This is a genomic window from Streptomyces sp. NPDC087440 (assembly GCF_044744005.1).
GTDB lineage: Bacteria > Actinomycetota > Actinomycetes > Streptomycetales > Streptomycetaceae > Streptomyces.
Window position 1 is genome coordinate 376,404 of the sequence record NZ_JBIUXN010000002.1, and the last position, 19,941, is coordinate 396,344.

Here is a 19,941-nt window from a genome sequence, read left to right on the forward strand (position 1 = left end):
GGCCCCGGACGCACCAAGGGCCCGTACCCCTGTAGCGGGATACGAGCCCTGAGCGCGTGAGAACTGGTGAGTGCGTAGTTGGCCGATCGCGCCGAGATCAGACGGCGAGCTTGACCATGTCCGCCTGCGGACCCTTCTGGCCCTGCGAGATCTCGAACTCGACTCGCTGACCCTCTTCAAGGGTGCGGTAGCCGTCCATCTGGATCGCGCTGTAGTGGACGAAAACATCCGCACCACCGTCGACCGCGATGAAGCCGTACCCCTTCTCCGCGTTGAACCACTTGACGGTGCCCTGAGCCATGCCTAACTCCCCTATTACTGGCCCTTGCGCGAGACCGCACTTCGCGACCCCGGGTCAGACCCCACCCGCCGACAGGAACGCGGAAGGTGTGCGCCGTAGCGCGTCGACCGCGGCTGAATGTATCCGCCCAACTGCCCTCTGCAACAGGTCAATCCGACGAGAATTCTGGGCAGGATCGAACGCCCGGATCGGTCAACTCCCGCATTTCCAGGGCAAGTCGGGCCGGACATAGCGTGCGCATCGGCGGCAAATCGCTCGAACACACGGGCCGCATCTTGTCGCCTTCTCATATGCACGGGGCATGGGCGGCGACCGGGGCTTCCCCCACTCTACCCCTTTCAACCCTGCAGAATTGCCCCCTCCGCTTGTGTGCGGAGGGGGCAACTGGGGTCAACGCGGGGCGCGTTGGGGGCGCACGCCGAGGGGCGGTCAGCCTCCGGCGACGGCCGGGATGATCGAGACGCCGGCGCCGTCCGGGGTGGCCGTCTCCAGGCCGCTCTCGAAGCGGACGTCGTCGTCGTTCACGTACACGTTCACGAAGCGGCGCAGCTTGCCCTGGTCGTCCAGGACGCGGGCGGCGATGCCCGTGTGGTTCTTCTCCAGGTCGGCGATGACCTCGGCGAGGGTCGCACCCTCGGCGGCCACCTCGGCCTCGCCTCCGGTGTACGTGCGGAGGATGGTGGGGATGCGGACCTTGACGCTCATGGGTTCAGCCTTCCTTGCGTACGTACGGGGGTGATTCAGCGTGCCAGGCCGGCGTCGCGGAACGCGTCCAGGCTCGGCCGGATGGTCGCGGAGGGGCCGGTGGTCGGGGCCACCGCGTCCAGGGTCTTGAGACCGTCGCCGGTGTTGAGGACGACGGTGGTCAGCGTCGGGTCCAGCAGCCCGGCCTCGATGAGCTTCTTCGTCACGCCGACGGTCACGCCGCCCGCGGTCTCCGCGAAGATGCCCTCGGTGCGGGCCAGCAGCTTGATCGCGTCGACGACCTGCTCGTCGTTCACGTCCTCGACGGCCCCGCCGGTGCGCCGGGCGATGTCCAGGACGTACGGGCCGTCCGCCGGGTTGCCGATGGCGAGCGACTTGGCGATGGTGTTCGGCTTCTGCGGGCGGACCACGTCGTGACCGGCCTTGAAGGCCGTCGACACCGGGGAGCAGCCCTCCGCCTGGGCGCCGAAGATCTTGTACGGCTTGTCCTCGACCAGACCGAGCTTGATCAGCTCCTGGAGGCCCTTGTCGATCTTCGTGAGCTGCGAACCCGAGGCGATCGGGATGACGATCTGGTCCGGAAGCCGCCAGCCGAGCTGCTCGCAGATCTCGTACGCGAGCGTCTTCGACCCCTCGCCGTAGTACGGGCGCAGATTGACGTTGACGAAGCCCCAGCCCTCGCCCAGCGGGTCGCCGATGAGCTCGGAGCAGAAGCGGTTCACGTCGTCGTAGTTGCCCTCGATGCCGACCAGCTCGCCCCCGTACACGGCGGCCATGACGACCTTGCCCTGCTCCAGGTCGTGCGGGATGAACACGCAGGAGCGGAAGCCGGCCCGGGCGGCGGCGGCGCCCACCGCACCGGCCAGGTTGCCGGTGGAGGAGCAGGAGAGGGTGGTGAAGCCGAAGGCGCGGGCGGCCTCGACGGCGATCGCGACGACGCGGTCCTTGAAGGAGTGGGTCGGGTTCCCGGAGTCGTCCTTGACGAACAGGCCGCCGGTGACACCCAGTTCACGCGCCAGATTGTCCGCCTTGACCAGCTTCGTGAAGCCGGGGTTCAGGCTGGGCTTGGTGGCGACGTCGGCCGGGACGGGCAGCAGCGGGGCATAGCGCCAGATGTTGTCCGGACCGGCCTCGATGCGCTTCTTCAGCTCTTCGGGGCTGTCGGTGGGGAGGTCGTACGCCACTTCCAGCGGCCCGAAACAGAGCTGGCAGGCGAAGATCGGACCGAGTTCGAAACGCTCCCCGCACTCGCGGCAGGAGAGGGCGGCGGCGGGGCCGAGGTCAACGGTGTTCACTGCGGCTTCGGTGGTCTGCACAGCCATGATGGCGAGGTCCTTTCCTCATCTTCCCCGCGACGACTTTCGTACGCGAGACGGAATTGGCACCTTCCTGGCCTGACCTCGCGGTCGGCTGGGGGGTTGCCGGGACTTCAACGGGCCGTTTCCCTCTGTCCCTCTGGATGAGCGCTATGACTCCGGCGACCGCACAGGCGGGCCGAGTGTTTATGTGCGCTTCCGACCCCGACATGCACAGGTCGTCCGCGTTGTTCAAGACTGTAACCGAACCCCCGGACGGGTGTGCCAGACGTCCGGACCGCGAGATGGATCACAAAAGCGACCACAGGGACAGGAGTGACGGGCGTGCTGGAAGAGGTGGAGCGCTGGCTGCAGGCGCGGTCCTGGTCGGCCGCCGACCGCCCGCCGGAGCAGCTCCTCGCCGCCAAGGCCGCCCACGGGCAGAGCATCAGCGTGGTGCTGCCCGCCCTGAACGAGGAGGCGACGGTCGGCGAGATCGTCGCCACGATCCGCCGGGACCTGATGGGCCCCGCGTTCCCCCTGGTGGACGAACTGGTGGTGATCGACTCCGGCTCCACCGACCAGACCGCGAAGGCGGCCGCCGAGGCGGGCGCCCGGGTGGTGCACCGGGACGAGATCCTGCCGCGCGTCCCCGCCCTGCCCGGCAAGGGCGAGGTCCTGTGGCGCTCACTCCTGGTCACCACGGGCGACGTCGTCTGCTTCGTGGACGCGGACCTGAAGGACTTCGACGCCTCGTTCGTCTCGGGCATCGTCGGCCCGCTGCTCACCGACCCGCACCTCCAGTTCGTGAAGGCCACCTACGACCGCCCGCTCGACGGCGCGGCGGGCCAGGGCGGCCGGGTCACCGAGCTGATGGCCCGCCCCCTGCTCAACCTGCACTGGCCCCAACTGGCCGGATTCGTCCAGCCGTTGGGCGGCGAGTACGCGGCCCGCCGCTCCCTCCTGGAGCGCCTGCCCTTCCCCGTCGGGTACGGGGTCGAACTCGGCCTGCTCATCGACTCCCTGCACACGGTCGGCCTGGACGCGCTGGCCCAGGTGGACGTGGGGGTGCGCATCCACCGCCACCAGGACGGCCAGGCGCTGGGCCGGATGGCCGCCGCGATCTACCGCACCGCCCAACTCCGGCTCTCCCGGGGGCATTTGATACGTCCGTCCCTCACCCAGTTCGAGCGGATCGGCTCCGGCTTCGTCCCCCGTACACACCCTGTGGACACCGAGGAGCGCCCGCCCATGCGGGAGATCGCGGAGTACGCGGCGCGGCATGCGGCGTAAGCGGCTGCCACAACCGGCCCGGGACCGCGCGTCGCACCCCGCTCCGTAACTCTGCGTAGCTAGCTTTCGCCGTATGCGACTGACCCGACCCCGGAGCACCCTGACCCTGCTCCTCACCGCCGCGGCCCTGACCACCGCAGCGGCCCCCCAGCCCCGCATCCCGGCTCCCGCACCCCGCGCCGGGGTCGTCGAGCCCTTCGCCAAGCGGTACGACGCCTCGCTGTACGGCGACTTCCGGACCATCGGCAACACGGTGCTGGGCTGCGCCGCCAACCCCGCCGACGCCCAGGACTGCGCCGACGCGACCAGCGGCGCCTGGGCCCAAGGGTCCAACAACAGCTTCGTGATGCGGCGGATCAACACCGCGGGCATGAACCCGGCACACGGCTCCAGCACCGGCCGGCTGGTGATCCCGCCGGGCGCGCGGGTCGCGTACGCGCGCCTCTTCTGGGGCGGCAACAACGGCAGCATGTACGCGCGCGGCGCCGTGCACCCCGGCTGCGACTCCCGGGCCCTCAGCGAGCCGACCGACCCCACCCCGGGCAGCCCGGACGACGTGGTGCCGAAGCTGCGGGTGGGCACCGGACCCGCCACCCCGGTGGTACCTGAGTTCCGGGTGCAGGACCCGGCCGACGCGAGGGGCGCGCACTTCTTCACCGCGGAGGCCGACGTCACCGGGGCCTTCGCCGGGACGACCGGCACCGGGCAGCCGCTGACGGTCGGCGTCGGCGACATCTGGACCACCGAGGGCTTCGGCTGCTCGGCGGGCTGGTCGCTGACGGTCGTGTACGCCTACGACGCCCCGCAGCCGGAGCACGCGCCCAACCGCCGCCACGTCTACGTCTTCGGCGGCCACGTCTTCCAGGGCGCCTCCGACCCGGACACCACGCTCACCGTGGCGGGCTTCCGCAAGCTGGGCGGGGTGAAGGCGCGGGCGAGCGTCACCGCGTACGAGGGCGACGCCGCGTACAAGGGGGACCGGTTCCTGGTGGGCGGCCTGCCGGTCGCCGAGAGCCGTACCGGTGCGCTGGACAACTTCTTCGTCAGCCACGCGGACGGCTCCCTCGATCCCGACCTGGTCACCAACATGTCCATCGACGCCAAGGAGTTCGACCTGCCGGACGGAGCAATTCCGCCGGGTGCGACCTCGACGGCGCTGACCTTCACCACCGCCGGGGACACCTACGTGCCGCAGTCGCTGGCGCTGTCCGTGCCGATCCCCGACCTGGAGTACTCCAAGACGGCGAGCACGAAGTCGGCGCACCCGGGCGATGTGGTCCGCTACACGGTCCGGGCCCGCAACACGAGCACCCTGGACCACCCCGGCGCGGACTTCACCGACGACCTGACGGACAACCTCGACGACGCGGTGTACCAGGGCGACGCCCGGGCCTCGCTGGGGACCGTGACGTACCAGGCCCCGAAGCTGCGCTGGTCGGGGGCGGTGCCGGCCGGGGCGACGGCCGAGGTCACCTACTCGGTACGGGTGACGAAGCCCAGGTCGGGCGACGGGAAGCTGCGCAACGGCGTGGTCGTGACGACCCGGAACACCAACTGCCCGCCCGGCAGCAAGGACCCGGCGTGCGTGGTGACACCGACGGTGGGCCCGGTCAAGCCGACGGGGAAGCCCACGGGCAAACCGACGGGCCACGGCGGGAAGCCGACCGGCAGGCCCACCGGGCACGGCTCCTGGTGGCACGGCGGCGGGACGAAGCCCGGCGGCCGGCCGCACCCGGGCCCGATGCCGTCCGCGCAGAGCGCCGGTGCCCATGAGCTGGCCCGTACCGGCCCCGACGACCGGGCGCTGTGGGTGGCGGCCGGGGGCGCGCTGACGCTGGCCGGGCTCGGCGTGCTGGCGTCCGTCTCGGTCCGGAGCCGCCGCCGGCCGTGAGCGGGAGTGCCGTACCGGGGTGCGCGGGAATGCCGTGCGGCCGTGCTCGTCCGTCGAGTGCGGCCGTACGCACGTTTGAGGGGAATCCCTACCGGCTAGGTTTCGCCACATGACTTCCGCGTACGACGCTGAGCAGCCCGAGCCCGTCCAGGCCGAGATCCTCGTCGCCTCCAACAGGGGCCCGGTGACGTACGCCCTCGGCGACGACGGGGAACTGACCGCCAGGCGCGGCGGCGGTGGGCTGGTCTCGGGCCTGTCCGCGATCGGACCCGACGCGGACGCGCTGTGGGTGTGCTCGGCGCTCGGCGAGGGCGACCGGGAGGCGGTCCGGCGCGGGGTCGGCGAGCCGGGCGTACGGATGCTGGACATCGACGCGGACACGCACGCCGACGCGTACAACGGCATCTCGAACTCGGTGCTGTGGTTCGTGCACCACCTGCTGTACCAGACCCCGCTGGAGCCGGTCTTCGACGCGGAGTTCCGTCGCCAGTGGGCGGCGTACGAGACGTACAACCGGGCCTTCGCGCGGGCGCTCGCCGAGGCGGCGGCCCCGGGGGCGGCGGTCCTCGTGCAGGACTACCACCTGTGCCTGGTCCCCGGCATGCTCCGCGAGCTGCGCCCCGACCTGCGCATCGGCCACTTCTCGCACACCCCGTGGGCCCCGGTGGACTACTTCCGCCTGCTCCCCGACGACATCGCCGAGCAGCTCCTGCGCGGCATCCTCGGCGCGGACCGGGCGGCCTTCCTGACCCGGCGCTGGGCGGACGCGTTCACGCAGTGCGCGCTGAGCGTGCTGGGCGAGGAGGCGCTCGACGGCAAGCGGATCGGGGTGCACGGTCTGGGCGCGGACGCCGACTTCCTGCGGGAGCGGGCGCACCGGGACGACGTGGCGGAACGGCTGGCGGCGCTGCGCGAGCAGGTCGGCGGCGGCCCGGACCGGCGCACGATCGTCCGCGTGGACCGCACCGAACTGTCCAAGAACATCGTGCGCGGGCTACTCGCGTACGGACACCTCCTCGACACCCGCCCCGAGTGGCGGGAACGGGTCGTGCACATCGCCTTCGCCTACCCCTCGCGGCAGGACCTGGCGGTGTACCGGGACTACACGCAGGAGGTGCAGCGGGTCGCCGACGACATCAACTCCCGTTACGGGACGGAGGGTTGGACGCCGGTCGTGCTCCACGTGAAGGACGACTTCGCGCGCTCCCTGGCCGCGTACCGGCTCGCCGACGTGGCGCTGGTGAACCCGATCCGGGACGGCATGAACCTGGTCGCCAAGGAGATCCCGGTGGTCTCCGACGAGGGCTGTGCGCTGGTGCTGTCGCGGGAGGCGGGGGCGTACGAGGAGCTGGGCGAGGACGCGGTCGTGGTGAACCCGTACGACGTGGTGGGCACGGCCGACGCCCTGCACGAGGCCCTGACGATGGAGCCCGGGGAGCGCGCCGAGCGGACCAAGCGGCTCGCGGCGGCGGCGACGGCGCTGCCGCCCGCGCAGTGGTTCCTGGAGCAGCTGGAGGCGCTGCGCGCCTAGGAAACGACCGAAGGCCCGGAGTCCCTGGGAAGGGATTCCGGGCCTTCGGCCTGCTAGTAGCGGGGACAGGATTTGAACCTGCGACCTCTGGGTTATGAGCCCAGCGAGCTACCGAGCTGCTCCACCCCGCGTCGGTGAACACGACAGTACGGGGTTTCGGCGGCGGTGGGAAATCGATTATCCGGAGACCCGTTCGGCGAGGGCCGCCAGGAAGGCGGTGACCTCGGCCGGGCCCGGCAGCAACACGTCTGCCTGGTCGGCGAGTTCGGGGATGGCGGTGCCGCTGCACACGAGGAGGCCCGGGACGCCGTCGGAGCGGAGTTTCTCGACGGCCGCGTAGGCGGGGAGGTCGCCGAGGTCGTCGCCCGCGTAGAGCACGCAGCGGGCGCCCACTTCGCGTACGTACGCCTCCAGCGCGACGCCCTTGTCGACGCCCGGCGGCCTCAACTCCAGTACGAGTCGGCCGGGTTCGAGGAGGAGGTCGTGGCGGGCGGCCAGCTCGGCGAGGGGGCCGCGCAGGGCCTCGAAGGCGGCTTCGGGGGCGGTGGCGCGGCGGGTGTGGACGGCGACGGCCTGCCCCTTCTCCTCCACCCAGGTGCCGCGCCAGGCGCCGTGCGCGTCCAGCACGCCGGGCAGCTCGGCACGGGCGGCGGCGAGGCCGGGGTGGGGGGCGGGGGCGCGGACGGTGCCGGTGCGGGCGTCCCAGCGTTCGGCGCCGTAGTGGCCGAGGACGACGAGGTGCTCCAGGGCGGGCACCCCGGCGAAGCCGCCGTACCGCACGGCCACCCCCGCGGGGCGGCCGGTGACGATCGCCACGGAGGCCACGTGCGGGGCCAGGGCGGCGAGGGCGGGGACGGCGCCGGGGTGGGCGCGGGCCTGTTCGGGGTCCGCGACGATGTCGGCGAGGGTGCCGTCGAAGTCGAGGGCGACCAGGGCGCGGGCGGGGTCGGCGAGCAGGGCGGCGAGGGCGTCGCGGCCGGCGGGGGTGGACGGTTCGGGAAGAGTGTCCATGGCGGGGAGCCTACCGAGCGGGGGCTCGGGGTGAACGGGGGGTTCCGGCCTTGCGGGGCCGGTGCCGGGGATGGCTGCCCGGAGGGCATGCCATCCAGGGGCGCGGGGAACTGCGCGAGCAACCACCCACCCGGCCGCCCGGCGAGCGCTTCAGGTGAAGGGGCGGGGCCTTGGCGGTGAGGCGCGTCCGGCACAGGGCTGGGGCGGGGGCGGCACCCGGGTGGGCCGGGAGCGGGAGGGGCCGCCCCCTTGCCCGCCCTCCCCCAAGCTCTCAACTTCGTTCGAGCAGGGGGTACCCCCCTCGCCCCCGGGGGGCGGCCCCGCCGCCCAAGGGGGCTCAGGGGGCTACGGGGGCTCAGGGGGCTACGGGGGTTAGCGCCGAGCCCTCCGCTCGTCCCGCACCCTGCGCAGCCGTTTCACCGTGGAGGGGTCGTGCTCCCACGCGCGGGAGTCGTCCAGCAGGGCGTTGAGGAGCTGGTAGTACCGGGTGGGCGAGATGCCGAGCTGCTCGCGGATGGCGCGCTCCTTGGCGCCCGGCCCGGGCCACCCCCGCTTCTCGACGTCGAGCACGGCCAGCTCGCGGGCGGACAGCGAGGGGGCGGCGGGGAGGGCGGCAGGGGCGCCGGCGGGGGTGCCGGAGGGGCTGCCCCCGTCCTCGTACGGCTGCTGGTCGGACATGCGTCCAGACTAGGCCGACGGGACGGGCGGCGGAGGCGACGGACTACCGCAGGGCCGCGTTGTCCAGGGCGGCGGCCTCGCGGGACAGGACGCCCAGGACGGCGCCGGGGGTGTTCGAGGGCTCGACGGCCGTGCCGATCTGCTGCTTGATGTTGCTGCTGACCTCGGCCCAGGAGGTCTTGGAGACCGGGTACGACACGGCGTTCGGCAGCGCCTCCAGGAACTTGTGCAGCTTCTGGTGCTTGCTGTCGCCCGCCATCTTCGCGGAGGCGGACAGGGTGACCGGCAGCAGGTCGAACTCGTCGGCGAAGTCCAGGACGTTCTCGTCGCTGTAGACGAAGTCCAGGAACTTGCCCATCTCCTTGCGGTGGCCGTTCTGCTTGAAGCCCATCATCCAGTCGGCGACGCCCATCGAGGGGCGCTTCTTGCCGTTGGGGGTGGGCAGCGGCGCCATCTCGTACTTCACGCCGTTCTTCTCGGCCTGCTGCATCAGCGACGGGTGGCCGTTGAGCATGCCGACCTGGCCCTTGGAGAAGGCCTCGAAGGCGGCCTTGCGGTTGAGCTTGCCGGGGGCGACGGGGCCGGTCAGACCGGGCGCGACGAGTTCCTTCTTGAGGAACTGGAACGCGTTGATGTTGTCGGCCGAGTTGATGATGTACGTACCGATGTCGTCGACGTAGCCGGAACCGCCCGCCAGCATCCAGTTCAGGGTCTCCGCCTGGGCCTCCTCGGGGCCCAGCGGCAGCGCGAACGGGGTGGGCACGCCCTTGGCCTTGAGCTTCTTCGCGTCGGCGGCCAGCTCGTCCCAGGTCTCCGGGGCCTCGGCGATGCCGGCCTTCTCGAAGAGGGTCTTGTTGTAGAAGAGCTGGCGGGTGCTGCCGATGAAGGGCAGCCCGTACTGGATGCGGTCGAACTTGCCGTCCTGGGCGAGGGAGTCCAGGAAGTTGGCCTGGACCGGGATGGAGAGCATGTCGTTCGCGGAGTAGAGCTTGCCCGCGGCCGCGTAGTCGGCGTACGCGCCGATCTGGGCCAGGTCGGGGGCCTCGTTCGCCTTCACCATCGCGGCGACCTTGCTGTCGACGTCGTCCCAGGAGTAGATCTGTACGTCGACCTTGATGCCGGGGTTCTTCGCCTCGAACTTCTCGGCCAGCCTGTCCCAGTACTTCTTGGTGCCGTCGCCGCCGTCGAGGTTGTAGTCGGCGGCCACCAGCTTGAGGGTGACGTCACCGCCCGAGCCGCCGACGCTTCCGCAGCCGGAGACCGATATCGCCGTCGCGAGTGCGGCGACTGCCGCGGTCAGACCCAAGTAGCGCCGCTGCACAGCCCGTTCCACCCTCTATTGCCCGATTTGCCGCTTGTTGACGTTGATATGTGCGTTGATGTCCACGTGCCCTTGTGGGGCCCCGCGTGTCCCACCTACGCCCTTTTCCACATGAGTTGTGATTTTGGCTCATGCGCGAGCGCGAGGTCTACACCACTTGGGTATCTCTTCCGCAACACCTTCCGCAAATCGCGCACGGCCTGCTAAGCAGGGCGGCAGCAAGGTCATCCCCGTGTTCGTCCGTGTTCTAGGAGCCGTCGCGCATGTCCCGCACCGCAGTTGAGATAGCCACCCAGCCGACCTGTTGGCGGCGCGCCGCCGAGTACGCGGCCGACTTCGAGGGGCTTCCCCTGCCTGGTGAGCGCGTTGCGGTCACCGGCTGCGGCACCTCCTGGTTCATGGCCATGGCGTACGCGGCGCTGCGCGAGGCGTCCGGCCAGGGCGAGACGGACGCCTTCGCGTCGTCCGAATTCCCGGTGGGCCGCTCCTACGACCGTGTGGTGGCAATCACTCGCTCCGGTACGACCAGCGAGGTGCTGGCCCTGCTCGGCGAGGTCCGCGGCACGGTCCCCACGCTCGCCCTCACCGGCGACCCGACCACCCCGATCATGACCGCGGCGGACACCGTCGCCGTCCTGGACTGGGCCGACGAGGAGTCCGTCGTCCAGACCCGCTTCGCCACCACCGCGCTCGCCTTCCTGCGGGCGGGCCTGGAGCGCACGGGCAAGCTGGCGGACGGGGTCAAGACGGTGGCGGAGGCGGCCGTCGACGCCGAACTCGCCGTCACCGAGCCGCTCCCCGAGACCGTCACCTCCGCCGAGCAGTGGACCTTCCTGGGGCGGGGCTGGACGTACGGGCTGGCGCAGGAGGCGGGCCTGAAGATGCGGGAGGCGGCCGGAGCCTGGACCGAGTCGTACCCGGCGATGGAGTACCGCCACGGGCCGATCTCGATCACCGGCCCGAACCGGGTGGCGTGGATGTTCGGCACCCTGCCGGAGGGGCTGGCCGGGGACGTGGCAGGAGTCGGCGGCACGGTCGTCGCCCACGCCTCGGCCGACCCCATGGCGGACCTGATCCGCGCGCAGCGGCTGGCGGTGGTCCTGGCCGAGTCCAAGGGCTACGACCCGGACCACCCCCGCAACCTCTCCCGCAGCGTCATCCTTCCTTGACCGGGTCCCCCGCACCCCGGGGGCTGGGGTGCCCGCTGATCCCCTGACCGGGCCCCCGCACCCGGGGGGCTGGGGTGCCCGCTGGTCCCTGGGCCTCCGCCCCCCCCTGATCCCAGGCCCCCCGTTCCCTAGCCCCCCGGGGGGGCGCTGCCCCCTTGGGCTCCCGCCTCTTGCCGCCCTGCCTCCTCGGCTCCGCCTGTCCGCCCCGCCCCCTTGGCTCCGCCTCTTGCCGCCCCGCTCCCTTGGCTCCGCCTCTTGCCGCCCCGCCCCCTTGGCCCCGCCTCTTGCCGCCCCGCCCCCTTGGGCGACGGGGCCGCCCCAAGGGGGCGGAACGGGCGGGCAAGGGGGCGGCCCACCCGACACCGGCCCCGCCCGGTTCCGGCCCTCTCGCCACCGGCCCAGCCCGGCACCGGCCCAAGGCCAAGCCCCCCCCCGCCGGACGCCCGTCCCAAGGGGCCCTGGCCCACCCCCCGGCGCCGGGCACGCGCAGCCCCGCCCCGCCGGGGCAAGGGGGTCCCCAGCCCCACCCCTTCACCTAAACCCGCGGGGGCAAGGGGGACAGGTTCCCGTGCAGGTGGTGGTGGGTCTCGGTCCCGTGCGGGTGCGTCGTGGTTGCTCGCGCAGTTCCCCGCGCCCCTGGCGGGGCACGGAGGTAGTGCGTCTGGTCGCGCCCGCGCGGCGGAGCCGCAGACGGGTACAGCCCCGCGCCCCTGAAGGGGCGCCCACGCGGCGGAGTCGCACGTGCAGCACCCGCCCCGCGCCGTTGAAGGGGCACGGCTCGACGGCGGCGAGCCGTCCGGGCGCGCCCGGACAGCCCCACGCCCTCCGCCCCGGAGAAGGCCCAGGAACGTACCCCCGCCGCACAGGGAAGAGGCAGTGGACTAGACCTCTCAGGGCAGACGCGCGACACTGACCCCGTGAAACACGTCATCGCCCTCGATGTAGGCGGCACCGGCATGAAAGCCGCCCTGGTCGCCCCCAACGGCACCCTCCTCCACGAGGCCCGCCGCCCCACCGGCCGGGACCGCGGTCCGGACGCCGTCGTCGAGTCGATCCTCGCCTTCGCCGCAGACCTCCGCGCCCACGGCGAGACCCACTTCGGCACGAGCGCCGATGCCGCCGGCGTCATCGTCCCCGGCATCGTCGACGCCGAGAAGGGCGTCGCCGTGTACGCCGCCAACCTCGGCTGGCGCGACGTCCCCCTGCGCACCCTCCTCGGCGAGCGCCTCGGCGACATCCCCGTCGCCGTCGGCCACGACGTCCGCACCGGCGGCCTCGCCGAGGGCCGCATCGGCGCGGGCAAGGGCACCGACCGCTTCCTCTTCGTACCGCTCGGCACCGGCATCGCGGGCGCCATCGGCATCGACGGCGGCATCGAGGAGGGCGCCCACGGCAACGCGGGCGAGATCGGGCACATCGTCGTGCGCCCCGGCGGCGTCGACTGCGGCTGCGGCCAGCGCGGCTGCCTGGAGCGGTACGCCTCCGCCTCCGCCGTCTCCCTCGCCTGGGCACAGGCGACGGGCGACCCGGACGCCGACGCCGCCGACTGCGCGAAGGCCGTCGAGGCCAAGGATCCGAAGGCCGTAGCCGTCTGGCAGGACGCCGTCGACGCCCTCGCCGACGGCCTCGTCACCGCGCTCACTCTTCTCGACCCGCGCACGATCATCGTGGGTGGCGGACTGGCCGAAGCCGGGGAGACCCTGTTCGTGCCCCTGCGCGAGGCCGTCGAGCAGCGCGTCACCTTCCAGCAGCTGCCGACGATCGTCCCGGCCGCCCTCGGCGACACGGCCGGGTGCCTCGGCGCGGGCCTCCTCGCCTGGGACCTGCTGGCCGCGTACAACGGCAGCACTCCTCAAGACCCCCGAGAAGCCCCCCAGAACCACCCCCACACCCACGCCATGCACACCGACGTCATGGCCCCCACGGAGGTATCCGACTGATGACCAGCAGCAAGGGCAGCGATGTCCACGTCCTGTCCGGCGCCAAGGTGGTGCTCCCCACCGGCACCGTCGACGGCGGCCGGGTCATCGTCGACGGCACGAGGATCGCGGGAGCGCTCCCCGACTCCGCCGCCACCGCCCCCGCGCGGGACCTCTCCGGCCACTGGATCGTCCCCGGCTTCGTGGACATGCACGTCCACGGCGGCGGCGGCGCGTCCTTCACCTCCGGCACCCCGGAGGAGGTCCTCACCGCGGTCGAGACGCACCGCAGGCACGGCACGACCACGATGGTCGCCTCCACCGTCACCGACGACATGGACGTGCTGGCCGGCCGCGCCGCGCTCCTCGCCGAGATCGTCCAGCAGGGCGACCTGGCGGGCATCCACTTCGAGGGCCCGTTCATCTCCCCCTGCCGCAAGGGCGCGCACAGCGAGGCGTTGCTGCGCGACCCCGACCCGGCGGACGTGCGCAAGCTGATGGACGCCGCGCACGGCACGGCCAAGATGTTCACCCTGGCCACCGAGCTGCCGGGCGGCCTGGACTCCGTACGCCTGCTGGCCGACAGCGGCGTGATCGCCGCGATCGGGCACACGGACGCGACGTACGAGCAGACCGTCGCCGCCATCGACGCGGGCGCCACCGTCGCCACCCACCTCTACAACGCGATGCCCGCCATCGGCCACCGCACGCCGGGCCCGATCGTCGCCCTGCTGGAGGACGAGCGGATCACCATCGAGCTGATCAACGACGGCACCCACCTGCACCCGGGCTCCTTCCAGCTCGCGTACCACCACGCGGGCGCCGACCGCGTCGCGCTGATCACCGACGCGATGGACGCGGCGGGCTTCGGGGACGGCCACTACGAGCTCGGCCCGCTCGCCGTCGAGGTCAAGGACGGTGTCGCGCGCCTGGTCGAGGGCGGTTCCATCGCGGGCTCGACCCTCACCCTGGACACGGCCTTCCGCCGCTCGGTGACCATCGACGGCCTGTCGGTCGACGACGCGGTGCGCTCGCTGTCCGCCAACCCGGCCCGCCTGCTGGGCGTGGACGACAGGGTCGGCTCGCTCGACCCGGGCAAGGACGCGGACCTCGTGGTGCTCGACGCGGACTTCGCGATCGTCGGGGTGATGCGCAAGGGCGCATGGGTGGTTGAGCCCGGATAGTTCCCAAGTGGGGTGATTTCCCCCGCGCATTGATGTGAAGTGGCTGGCCCGCACCCCTGGGCCAGCCACTCTTCTTTTGGCATGATCCCCCTGGTAGGCCAGACAGAAAGCGCTTTCTAAGCTTCGGCGCTTTGAACCTCGGGGACCTTGGGGGTGGACGCGGATCATGGCCACGATCCTCACCGTCACGCTGAACACCGCACTCGACCTCACCCACCACGTCCCCGAACTCGTCCCGCACGCCTCGCACCGCGTCACCCGCGTCACCCAGCGCCCGGGCGGCAAGGGCCTGAACGTGGCCCGTGTGCTGTCCGCCCTCGGCCACGACACGGTCGTCACCGGCTTCGCGGGCGGCCCCACCGGTGACGTCCTGCGCTCGCTCCTGGCCGCCGAACGGCCCGTCGACGCGCTCGTCCCCATCACCGGCGAGACGCGCCGCACGCTCGCCGTCGTCGACGAATCCACCGGCGACACCACCCAGTTGAACGAGCCCGGGCCGACCGTCTCCCCCGCCGAGTGGGAGTCCTTCCTCCTCTCGTACGAGTCCCTGCTGACCGGCGCCGAGGCCGTCGCCCTCTGCGGCAGCCTGCCGCCGGGCGTCCACGTGGGCGCGTACGCCGACCTGGTCCGCCGGGCCAGGGCCGCCGGGGTCCCGGTCCTCCTGGACACCAGCGGCGAGCCCCTGCTGCGGGGCCTCGCCGCCCGCCCCGACCTGATCAAGCCGAACGCCGACGAGCTCTTCCAGCTCACCGGCTCCCGCGACCCCGCCACGGCCTCGGCGGACGCCCGCCGCAAGGGGGCCCGGGCGGTGGTCGCCTCGCTGGGCCCGGACGGCATCCTCGCCACCACGGACACGGGCACCTGGCAGGCCGCCCCGCCCGCCCTCATCCGGGGCAACCCCACGGGCGCGGGCGACTCCGCCGTCGCGGGCCTCCTCTCGGGCCTGGTCTCCCACCTCCCCTGGCCCGCCCGCCTGGCCCGCGCGGTCGCCCTCTCGGCGGCGACGGTCGCGGCACCGGCGGCGGGCGAATTCTCCGCTTCGGTGTACGAGTCCCTCCTCCCGGAGATCAAGGTCACCGAACACCCCCTCACCCCCTCATGACCCCTCCCACCCCCACCACACCCCCCTTTGGGCTCCACCCTCTGCCGCCCCGCCCTCTCGGGCTCCACCCCCACCCTCTCGGACGCCGCCCCCGCCCTCTCGGGCTCCGCCCCCGCCCTCTCGGGCTCCGCCCTGTGCCGCCCCACCCCCTTGGCTCCGCCTCTCGCCGCCCCGTCCCCTTGGGCGACGGGGCCGCCCCAAGGGGGCGGAACGGGCGGGCAAGGGGGCGGCCCACCCGACACCGGCCCCGCCCGGTTCCGGCCCTCTCGCCACCGGCCCAGCCCCGTACCGGCCCGAGGCCAAGCCCCCCGCCGGACGCCCGCCCAAAGGGGCCCCGGCCCACCCCCGTACCGGACGCAGAAGCCCCGCGCCGCCCAGGCAGAGAGGCCCCAGACCCACCCCTCCACCTAAAGCGCTCGCCGCGCGGCCATTGCACGGGGCCGTGCGGGTGCGTCGTGGCTGGTCGCGCAGTTCCCCGCGCCCCTGACGGGGCGCCCCGCGCGGCGGAGCCGCACATCGAAACAGCCCCGCGCCCCTGACGGGGCAGAGCCGCACATCCAGTACAGCCCCGCGCCCAGAACAGGAAGCCCGCATGCCGCTCGTCACCACCGGTGAGCTCATCACCGGCGCCACCACCGAGGGCCGTGCCCTCGCCGCGTTCAACGTCATCACCCTGGAGCACGCCGAAGCGATAGCCGCCGGAGCCGAGGAGGCGGGCGCCCCCGCCGTCCTCCAGGTCTCCGAGAACGCCGTGAAGTTCCACGGCGGCAACGTCCTCGCCATCGCCGCCGCGGCCGCCGCCGTCGCCCGCGCGTCCTCCGCCCCGCTCTCCCTCCACCTCGACCACGTCGTCTCGGTGGAGCTGCTGCACGCCGCCCACGAGGCGGGCTTCAGCTCCGCGATGTTCGACGCGTCGAAGCTGAGCTACGACGACAACGTCAAGGCCACGGCGGAAGCCGTCCGTTGGGGGCACCAGCGCGGCATCTGGATCGAGGCCGAGCTCGGCAAGGTCGGCGGGAAGGAAGGGGAGGCCGCGCTCGACGCGCACGCCCCCGGGGTGAGGACCGACCCCCAGGAGGCCGCCACGTACGTCGCGGACACCGGCGTCGACGCCCTCGCCGTCGCGGTCGGCTCCTCGCACGCCATGACCGAGCGCACCGCCGCCCTCGACCACGAGCTGATCGCACAGCTCCGCGAGGCCGTCCCGGTCCCGCTCGTCCTGCACGGCTCCTCGGGCGTCCCCGACACGGAGATCCGCCGCGCGGTCGCCGCCGGAATGGTCAAGATCAACGTCGGTACGGCCCTCAACACGGCCTTCTCCGGGGCCGTACGGGAGTACCTGGAGGCGCACCCCACCACCGTCGATCCCCGCAAGTACATCGCCCCGGGGCGCGACGCGATGGCGGCGACGGTGGCGCACTTCCTGCGGACGGTCGCGTAGCGGATGCGAGAAGAGGGCCCTTGCCGGAACATCGCTGTTCCGGCAAGGGCCCTCTCGCGGTACGACGGCGTCAGTTGCCCCTGTGGCCCTGCTCCAGCGAGAGGCTCGCCAGATTCGCCTGGCAGCCCGCCGGGCAGGAGATCACGAAGGTGTTGTCGCCCTCCTTGAGGTTCACGAAGGAGTAGGTGCTCTGCCAGCCCTTCGCCCAGTCCCCGGCCGGAGTGCCCCCGAAGTTCTTCATGTTCACGCCGGTCCCGTGCGGCTTGCCGTTGACCGTGAGGTCCGCCTTGGCGTCCTGGCCCGGGATGCCGTAGTTGACCGACAGCGTGTACTTGCCGGCCGACGGCACCTTCGCCGTCCACGTCGCCGACGAGTTGGGGGCGCTCAGCGGCACGTACGTCCCCGACTCCGACTTCGCGCCCGGCACGTCCTTCACCGCGCTCAGCCCCGTCGACAACTGGAGCATCGCCGCATCCGACTTCGGCAGCTCCGCCGACGGCTTCTCGCCCTCGGTCGGCTGCGTCGTCGGCGACGGCTTCTGCTCCTGGCCGGACGTTGCGCCGCCCTTGTCGGCCGCCTCGTCCTTCTTGTCGTCGTCGCCGCCCAGCAGCGCCACGCCGATGCCGATCACCACCGCCGCGACCACCGCGATCGCGCCGATCAGCAGCCCCTTGGTGTTGGGGCCGCGACCGCGACCGCCACCGCGCGGGTCGCCCTGGTACGGAGCCGGACCGTTGGGGGCTCCGCCCGGCTGGGTCTCCGGGGCCGCGTAGTGCGCGTTGGGCTGTCCGTACGGCTGCTGCCCCTGCTGCGGGAAGGCCTGCGTGGCCTGCTGGCCGCCCTGCTGGGCCTGCTGCCCGTACTGGCGCTCGCCGACTGCCCGGACCTGGTTGTACGACGTCCTGGGGACCCCGCTGCGCGAGTTCGGTCCCGGGTAGCCGTAGCCGCCGCCCGAGCTCGGCGGCTGAGCGCCCGCCGCACGTCCGTCCTCGTAGAGGTAGCCGAACGGATCGTCGTCCTCGGTCGTGCCCGTGCCGTTGTTCCCGGCCGTCATCCCAGCGTCACTCCTCACCATGTTCCCGCCAGCGTCGCCGACCGGGCGAGCCTACCTGGTGCGGGCGAACGGCCTCCGGGATGTTGACCACAGCATGGACGCGGACGGAGGCGGGAAGAAGCGCGCGCGGAACTACCCCGCCCGCCTGTGCACCTTCGACCGCGACCGCTTCTCGATGTACATCCGCTGGTCGGCGGACTGGAGGACCTCCTCCACCGTCATCCCGCACTCCGCCCACCCGATGCCGAAGCTGGCGCCCACCCGGACCGCGCGCCCGTCCACCCGGATCGGCGGAATGATCGCGTTCCGCAGCCGCACCGCGAGATCCGCCGCGTCCGCGCTCCCCAGCCCGTCCGCCAGCACCACGAACTCGTCGCCGCCGAGACGCGCGACAGTGTCACCGTCCCGGACACACGTGGTCAGACGTCGGGCGACTTCGATCAGAACCGCGTCACCGGCCTGGTGCCCGAAACGGTCATTGATGGACTTGAAGCCGTCCAGGTCGCAGAACAGGACCGCGAGCCCCTTCTGGCCGTCGTCGGGGTGGCCGGAAGCACCCTCCCCCGCACCCTCCTGAGGTGCGACCGTGTGCACGTGGTGGTCGTAGAGACCGGGGTCGCCCTCGCCCATCGGATCGCCGTAGAAGCCGTCGTCGTACGCCACGGTGCCGTCGTCGTACGTCAGCCCCTGGTCGTACGCACCGTCGTACGCGGCGTCCAGCGCCTCCACCGCCGTCGCGCGTACGGCGTGCGGCCGGCGGCACAGGCGGGCGGAGAGGCGGGCCCTCAGCTCGGCGCTGTTGGGCAGGCCGGTGAGGGAGTCGTGGGACGCGCGGTGCGCGAGGTGCAGCTCGTGGCGCTTGCGCTCCTCGATGTCCTCGACGTGCGTGAGCAGGAAGCGGGGGCCGTCGGCGGTGTCGGCGACCACGGAGTTGCGCAGGTTGACCCAGACATAGCTGCCGTCGCGCCGCTGGAGGCGCAGCTCGGCGCGGCCGCCCTCCGCCGACGTACGCAGCAGCGTCCCGACGTCCTCGTGGTGGACGAGGTCGGCGAAGGAGTAGCGGCGCATGGCGGACGCGGGACGGCCCAACAGGCGACAGAGCGCGTCGTTGGTGCGCAGCAGACGGCCGTGCTGGTCGCCGCCCATCTCGGCGATGGCCATGCCGCTGGGCGCGTACTCGAAGGCCTGGCGGAAGGATTCCTCACTGGCGCGCAGGGCCTGCTGCTCGCGCTCCAGGCGGACCAGGGCGCGCTGCATGTTCGACCTGAGGCGGGCGTTGATGATGGCGATGGCGGCCTGGGAGGCGTACATCGTGAGCGCTTCCTGCCCCCACGCGCCGGGCCGCCGCCCGCCGCGCGGCCGGTCCACGGAGATGACCCCGATCAGCTCGCCGTCGCCGCCGGAGGCGTACATGGGCGCGTACAGGCGGTCGCTCGGGTGCCACTCGTCGGCGAACCGCGGGTCGGGGCCTTCGGTGTGCCACTGCGGGACGTCGTCCTCCATCAGCACCCAGCCCTCGTGGTGCGGGATGAAGTGGAGGGCGCCCCAACGCTCCCCCATCGACAGCCGCCGCTCCCACGACCCGCGCGATCCGACGCGCCCGGTGATCAGGGCCTCCGCCGCGGTGTTTCCCGCGAACGCGGCCACCACCAGGTCGCCGTCAGGACGTACGAGATTCACACACGCCAGCTCGTACCCGAGACCGGTGACGATGCCGTCGGCGACGGCCTGCACGGTGTCGGAAAGACTGCGTGCGGTGTTGAGGTCAGCGACCACCTGGTGCAGTTGCCGCAGGGTCGCAAGACGGACGTACGGCTCCGACTCGGCCTCCATGACCCGCTCCCCGAGACCTCGACAGCAACGACAGCAACTCCAGGCTTCTCATCGTCCGATTGCCACCGCCACTGAATCACAGCGCGCTGCCCTCTCGGTACACAGGGTCAACAATTACTTCCCTCTGTGACTCAAGTCACAGACAGATAGCGGAAGTTGATGTTTCGCGCGTGGGAGCGCTCCCGCACTGCTGAGAGCACCCGTGTGGCCGAA

Annotated in this window: 16 protein-coding genes, 1 tRNA gene and 1 riboswitch; of the genes, 8 read left to right on the top strand and 9 right to left on the bottom strand. The window is 72.3% G+C overall.

The window, feature by feature from the left end:
• Positions 1–97: 97 nt before the first annotated feature.
• From ACIO3O_RS06415 to thrC, 3 genes are all read right to left on the bottom strand, one after another.
• Entirely contained in the window at positions 98–301 is a 204-nt protein-coding gene (locus ACIO3O_RS06415) for a cold-shock protein (RefSeq protein ID WP_005315736.1), read from the bottom strand.
• A gap of 429 nt (positions 302–730) precedes the next feature.
• Positions 731–1,006 carry a MoaD/ThiS family protein gene (locus ACIO3O_RS06420; RefSeq protein WP_189822116.1) on the bottom strand — a complete coding sequence of 92 codons (276 nt, stop codon included), beginning with the start codon at positions 1,004–1,006 and terminating at the stop codon, positions 731–733.
• 35 nt (positions 1,007–1,041) lie between these two features.
• The gene (gene thrC, locus ACIO3O_RS06425) at positions 1,042–2,328 is read right to left on the bottom strand and encodes a threonine synthase (protein WP_401742633.1); all 1,287 of its coding nucleotides are present in this window, start codon (positions 2,326–2,328) and stop codon (positions 1,042–1,044) included.
• Between the two features lie 15 nt (positions 2,329–2,343).
• A riboswitch (SAM riboswitch) is annotated at positions 2,344–2,472 on the bottom strand.
• A 174-nt stretch (positions 2,473–2,646) separates the two neighbouring features.
• On the opposite strand from thrC, the gene ACIO3O_RS06430 reads away from it, so the two are divergent.
• The 3 genes from ACIO3O_RS06430 (at position 2,647) to ACIO3O_RS06440 (ending at position 7,016) form a co-directional block, all read left to right on the top strand.
• Positions 2,647–3,594 carry a glucosyl-3-phosphoglycerate synthase gene (locus ACIO3O_RS06430; RefSeq protein WP_401742636.1) on the top strand — a complete coding sequence of 316 codons (948 nt, stop codon included), beginning with the start codon at positions 2,647–2,649 and terminating at the stop codon, positions 3,592–3,594.
• A gap of 73 nt (positions 3,595–3,667) precedes the next feature.
• Complete coding sequence (locus ACIO3O_RS06435) at positions 3,668–5,485, top strand: hypothetical protein (RefSeq protein ID WP_401742639.1); 1,818 nt, start codon at positions 3,668–3,670, stop codon at positions 5,483–5,485.
• A 109-nt stretch (positions 5,486–5,594) separates the two neighbouring features.
• Complete coding sequence (locus ACIO3O_RS06440; RefSeq protein WP_401742641.1) at positions 5,595–7,016, top strand: trehalose-6-phosphate synthase; 1,422 nt, start codon at positions 5,595–5,597, stop codon at positions 7,014–7,016.
• Positions 7,017–7,073: 57 nt separating this feature from the next.
• Here ACIO3O_RS06440 and ACIO3O_RS06445 read toward each other — a convergent pair.
• The 4 genes from ACIO3O_RS06445 to ACIO3O_RS06460 form a co-directional block, all read right to left on the bottom strand.
• Positions 7,074–7,147, bottom strand: a tRNA-Met gene (locus ACIO3O_RS06445).
• Positions 7,148–7,193: 46 nt separating this feature from the next.
• Positions 7,194–8,027 carry a trehalose-phosphatase gene (gene otsB, locus ACIO3O_RS06450; RefSeq protein ID WP_401742643.1) on the bottom strand — a complete coding sequence of 278 codons (834 nt, stop codon included), beginning with the start codon at positions 8,025–8,027 and terminating at the stop codon, positions 7,194–7,196.
• A gap of 372 nt (positions 8,028–8,399) precedes the next feature.
• Positions 8,400–8,705: a DUF3263 domain-containing protein gene (locus tag ACIO3O_RS06455; protein ID WP_401742645.1), complete on the bottom strand. Its 306-nt coding sequence runs from the start codon at positions 8,703–8,705 to the stop codon at positions 8,400–8,402.
• Positions 8,706–8,748: 43 nt separating this feature from the next.
• Positions 8,749–10,026 (bottom strand): extracellular solute-binding protein, encoded by a 1,278-nt coding sequence (locus ACIO3O_RS06460; protein ID WP_401742648.1) that lies wholly within the window; start codon positions 10,024–10,026, stop codon positions 8,749–8,751.
• Between the two features lie 263 nt (positions 10,027–10,289).
• Here ACIO3O_RS06460 and ACIO3O_RS06465 point away from each other — a divergent pair, with 263 nt between their 5' ends.
• From ACIO3O_RS06465 to ACIO3O_RS06485, 5 genes are all read left to right on the top strand, one after another.
• Positions 10,290–11,195 (top strand): SIS domain-containing protein, encoded by a 906-nt coding sequence (locus ACIO3O_RS06465; protein ID WP_401742651.1) that lies wholly within the window; start codon positions 10,290–10,292, stop codon positions 11,193–11,195.
• A 917-nt stretch (positions 11,196–12,112) separates the two neighbouring features.
• The gene (locus ACIO3O_RS06470) at positions 12,113–13,135 is read left to right on the top strand and encodes an ROK family protein (protein ID WP_401742653.1); all 1,023 of its coding nucleotides are present in this window, start codon (positions 12,113–12,115) and stop codon (positions 13,133–13,135) included.
• The gene (gene nagA / locus ACIO3O_RS06475) at positions 13,135–14,298 is read left to right on the top strand and encodes an N-acetylglucosamine-6-phosphate deacetylase (RefSeq protein WP_401742656.1); all 1,164 of its coding nucleotides are present in this window, start codon (positions 13,135–13,137) and stop codon (positions 14,296–14,298) included. The genes ACIO3O_RS06470 and nagA overlap by 1 nt, the downstream gene beginning before the upstream one ends.
• 166 nt (positions 14,299–14,464) lie before the next feature.
• Entirely contained in the window at positions 14,465–15,400 is a 936-nt protein-coding gene (locus ACIO3O_RS06480) for a 1-phosphofructokinase family hexose kinase (RefSeq protein ID WP_401742658.1), read from the top strand.
• A gap of 592 nt (positions 15,401–15,992) precedes the next feature.
• Positions 15,993–16,841, top strand: a complete 849-nt coding sequence (locus ACIO3O_RS06485) for a ketose-bisphosphate aldolase (protein WP_401742661.1) — start codon at positions 15,993–15,995, stop codon at positions 16,839–16,841.
• Between the two features lie 70 nt (positions 16,842–16,911).
• On the opposite strand, the gene ACIO3O_RS06490 is transcribed toward ACIO3O_RS06485, so the two are convergent.
• Both ACIO3O_RS06490 and cdgB read right to left on the bottom strand, forming a co-directional pair.
• On the bottom strand, positions 16,912–17,895 hold the full coding sequence (locus ACIO3O_RS06490) for a carbohydrate-binding protein (protein WP_401742664.1): 984 nt from the start codon (positions 17,893–17,895) through the stop codon (positions 16,912–16,914).
• Positions 17,896–18,027: 132 nt separating this feature from the next.
• Positions 18,028–19,728 (bottom strand): diguanylate cyclase CdgB, encoded by a 1,701-nt coding sequence (gene cdgB, locus ACIO3O_RS06495; protein ID WP_401742667.1) that lies wholly within the window; start codon positions 19,726–19,728, stop codon positions 18,028–18,030.
• Between the last annotated feature and the right edge of the window lie 213 nt (positions 19,729–19,941).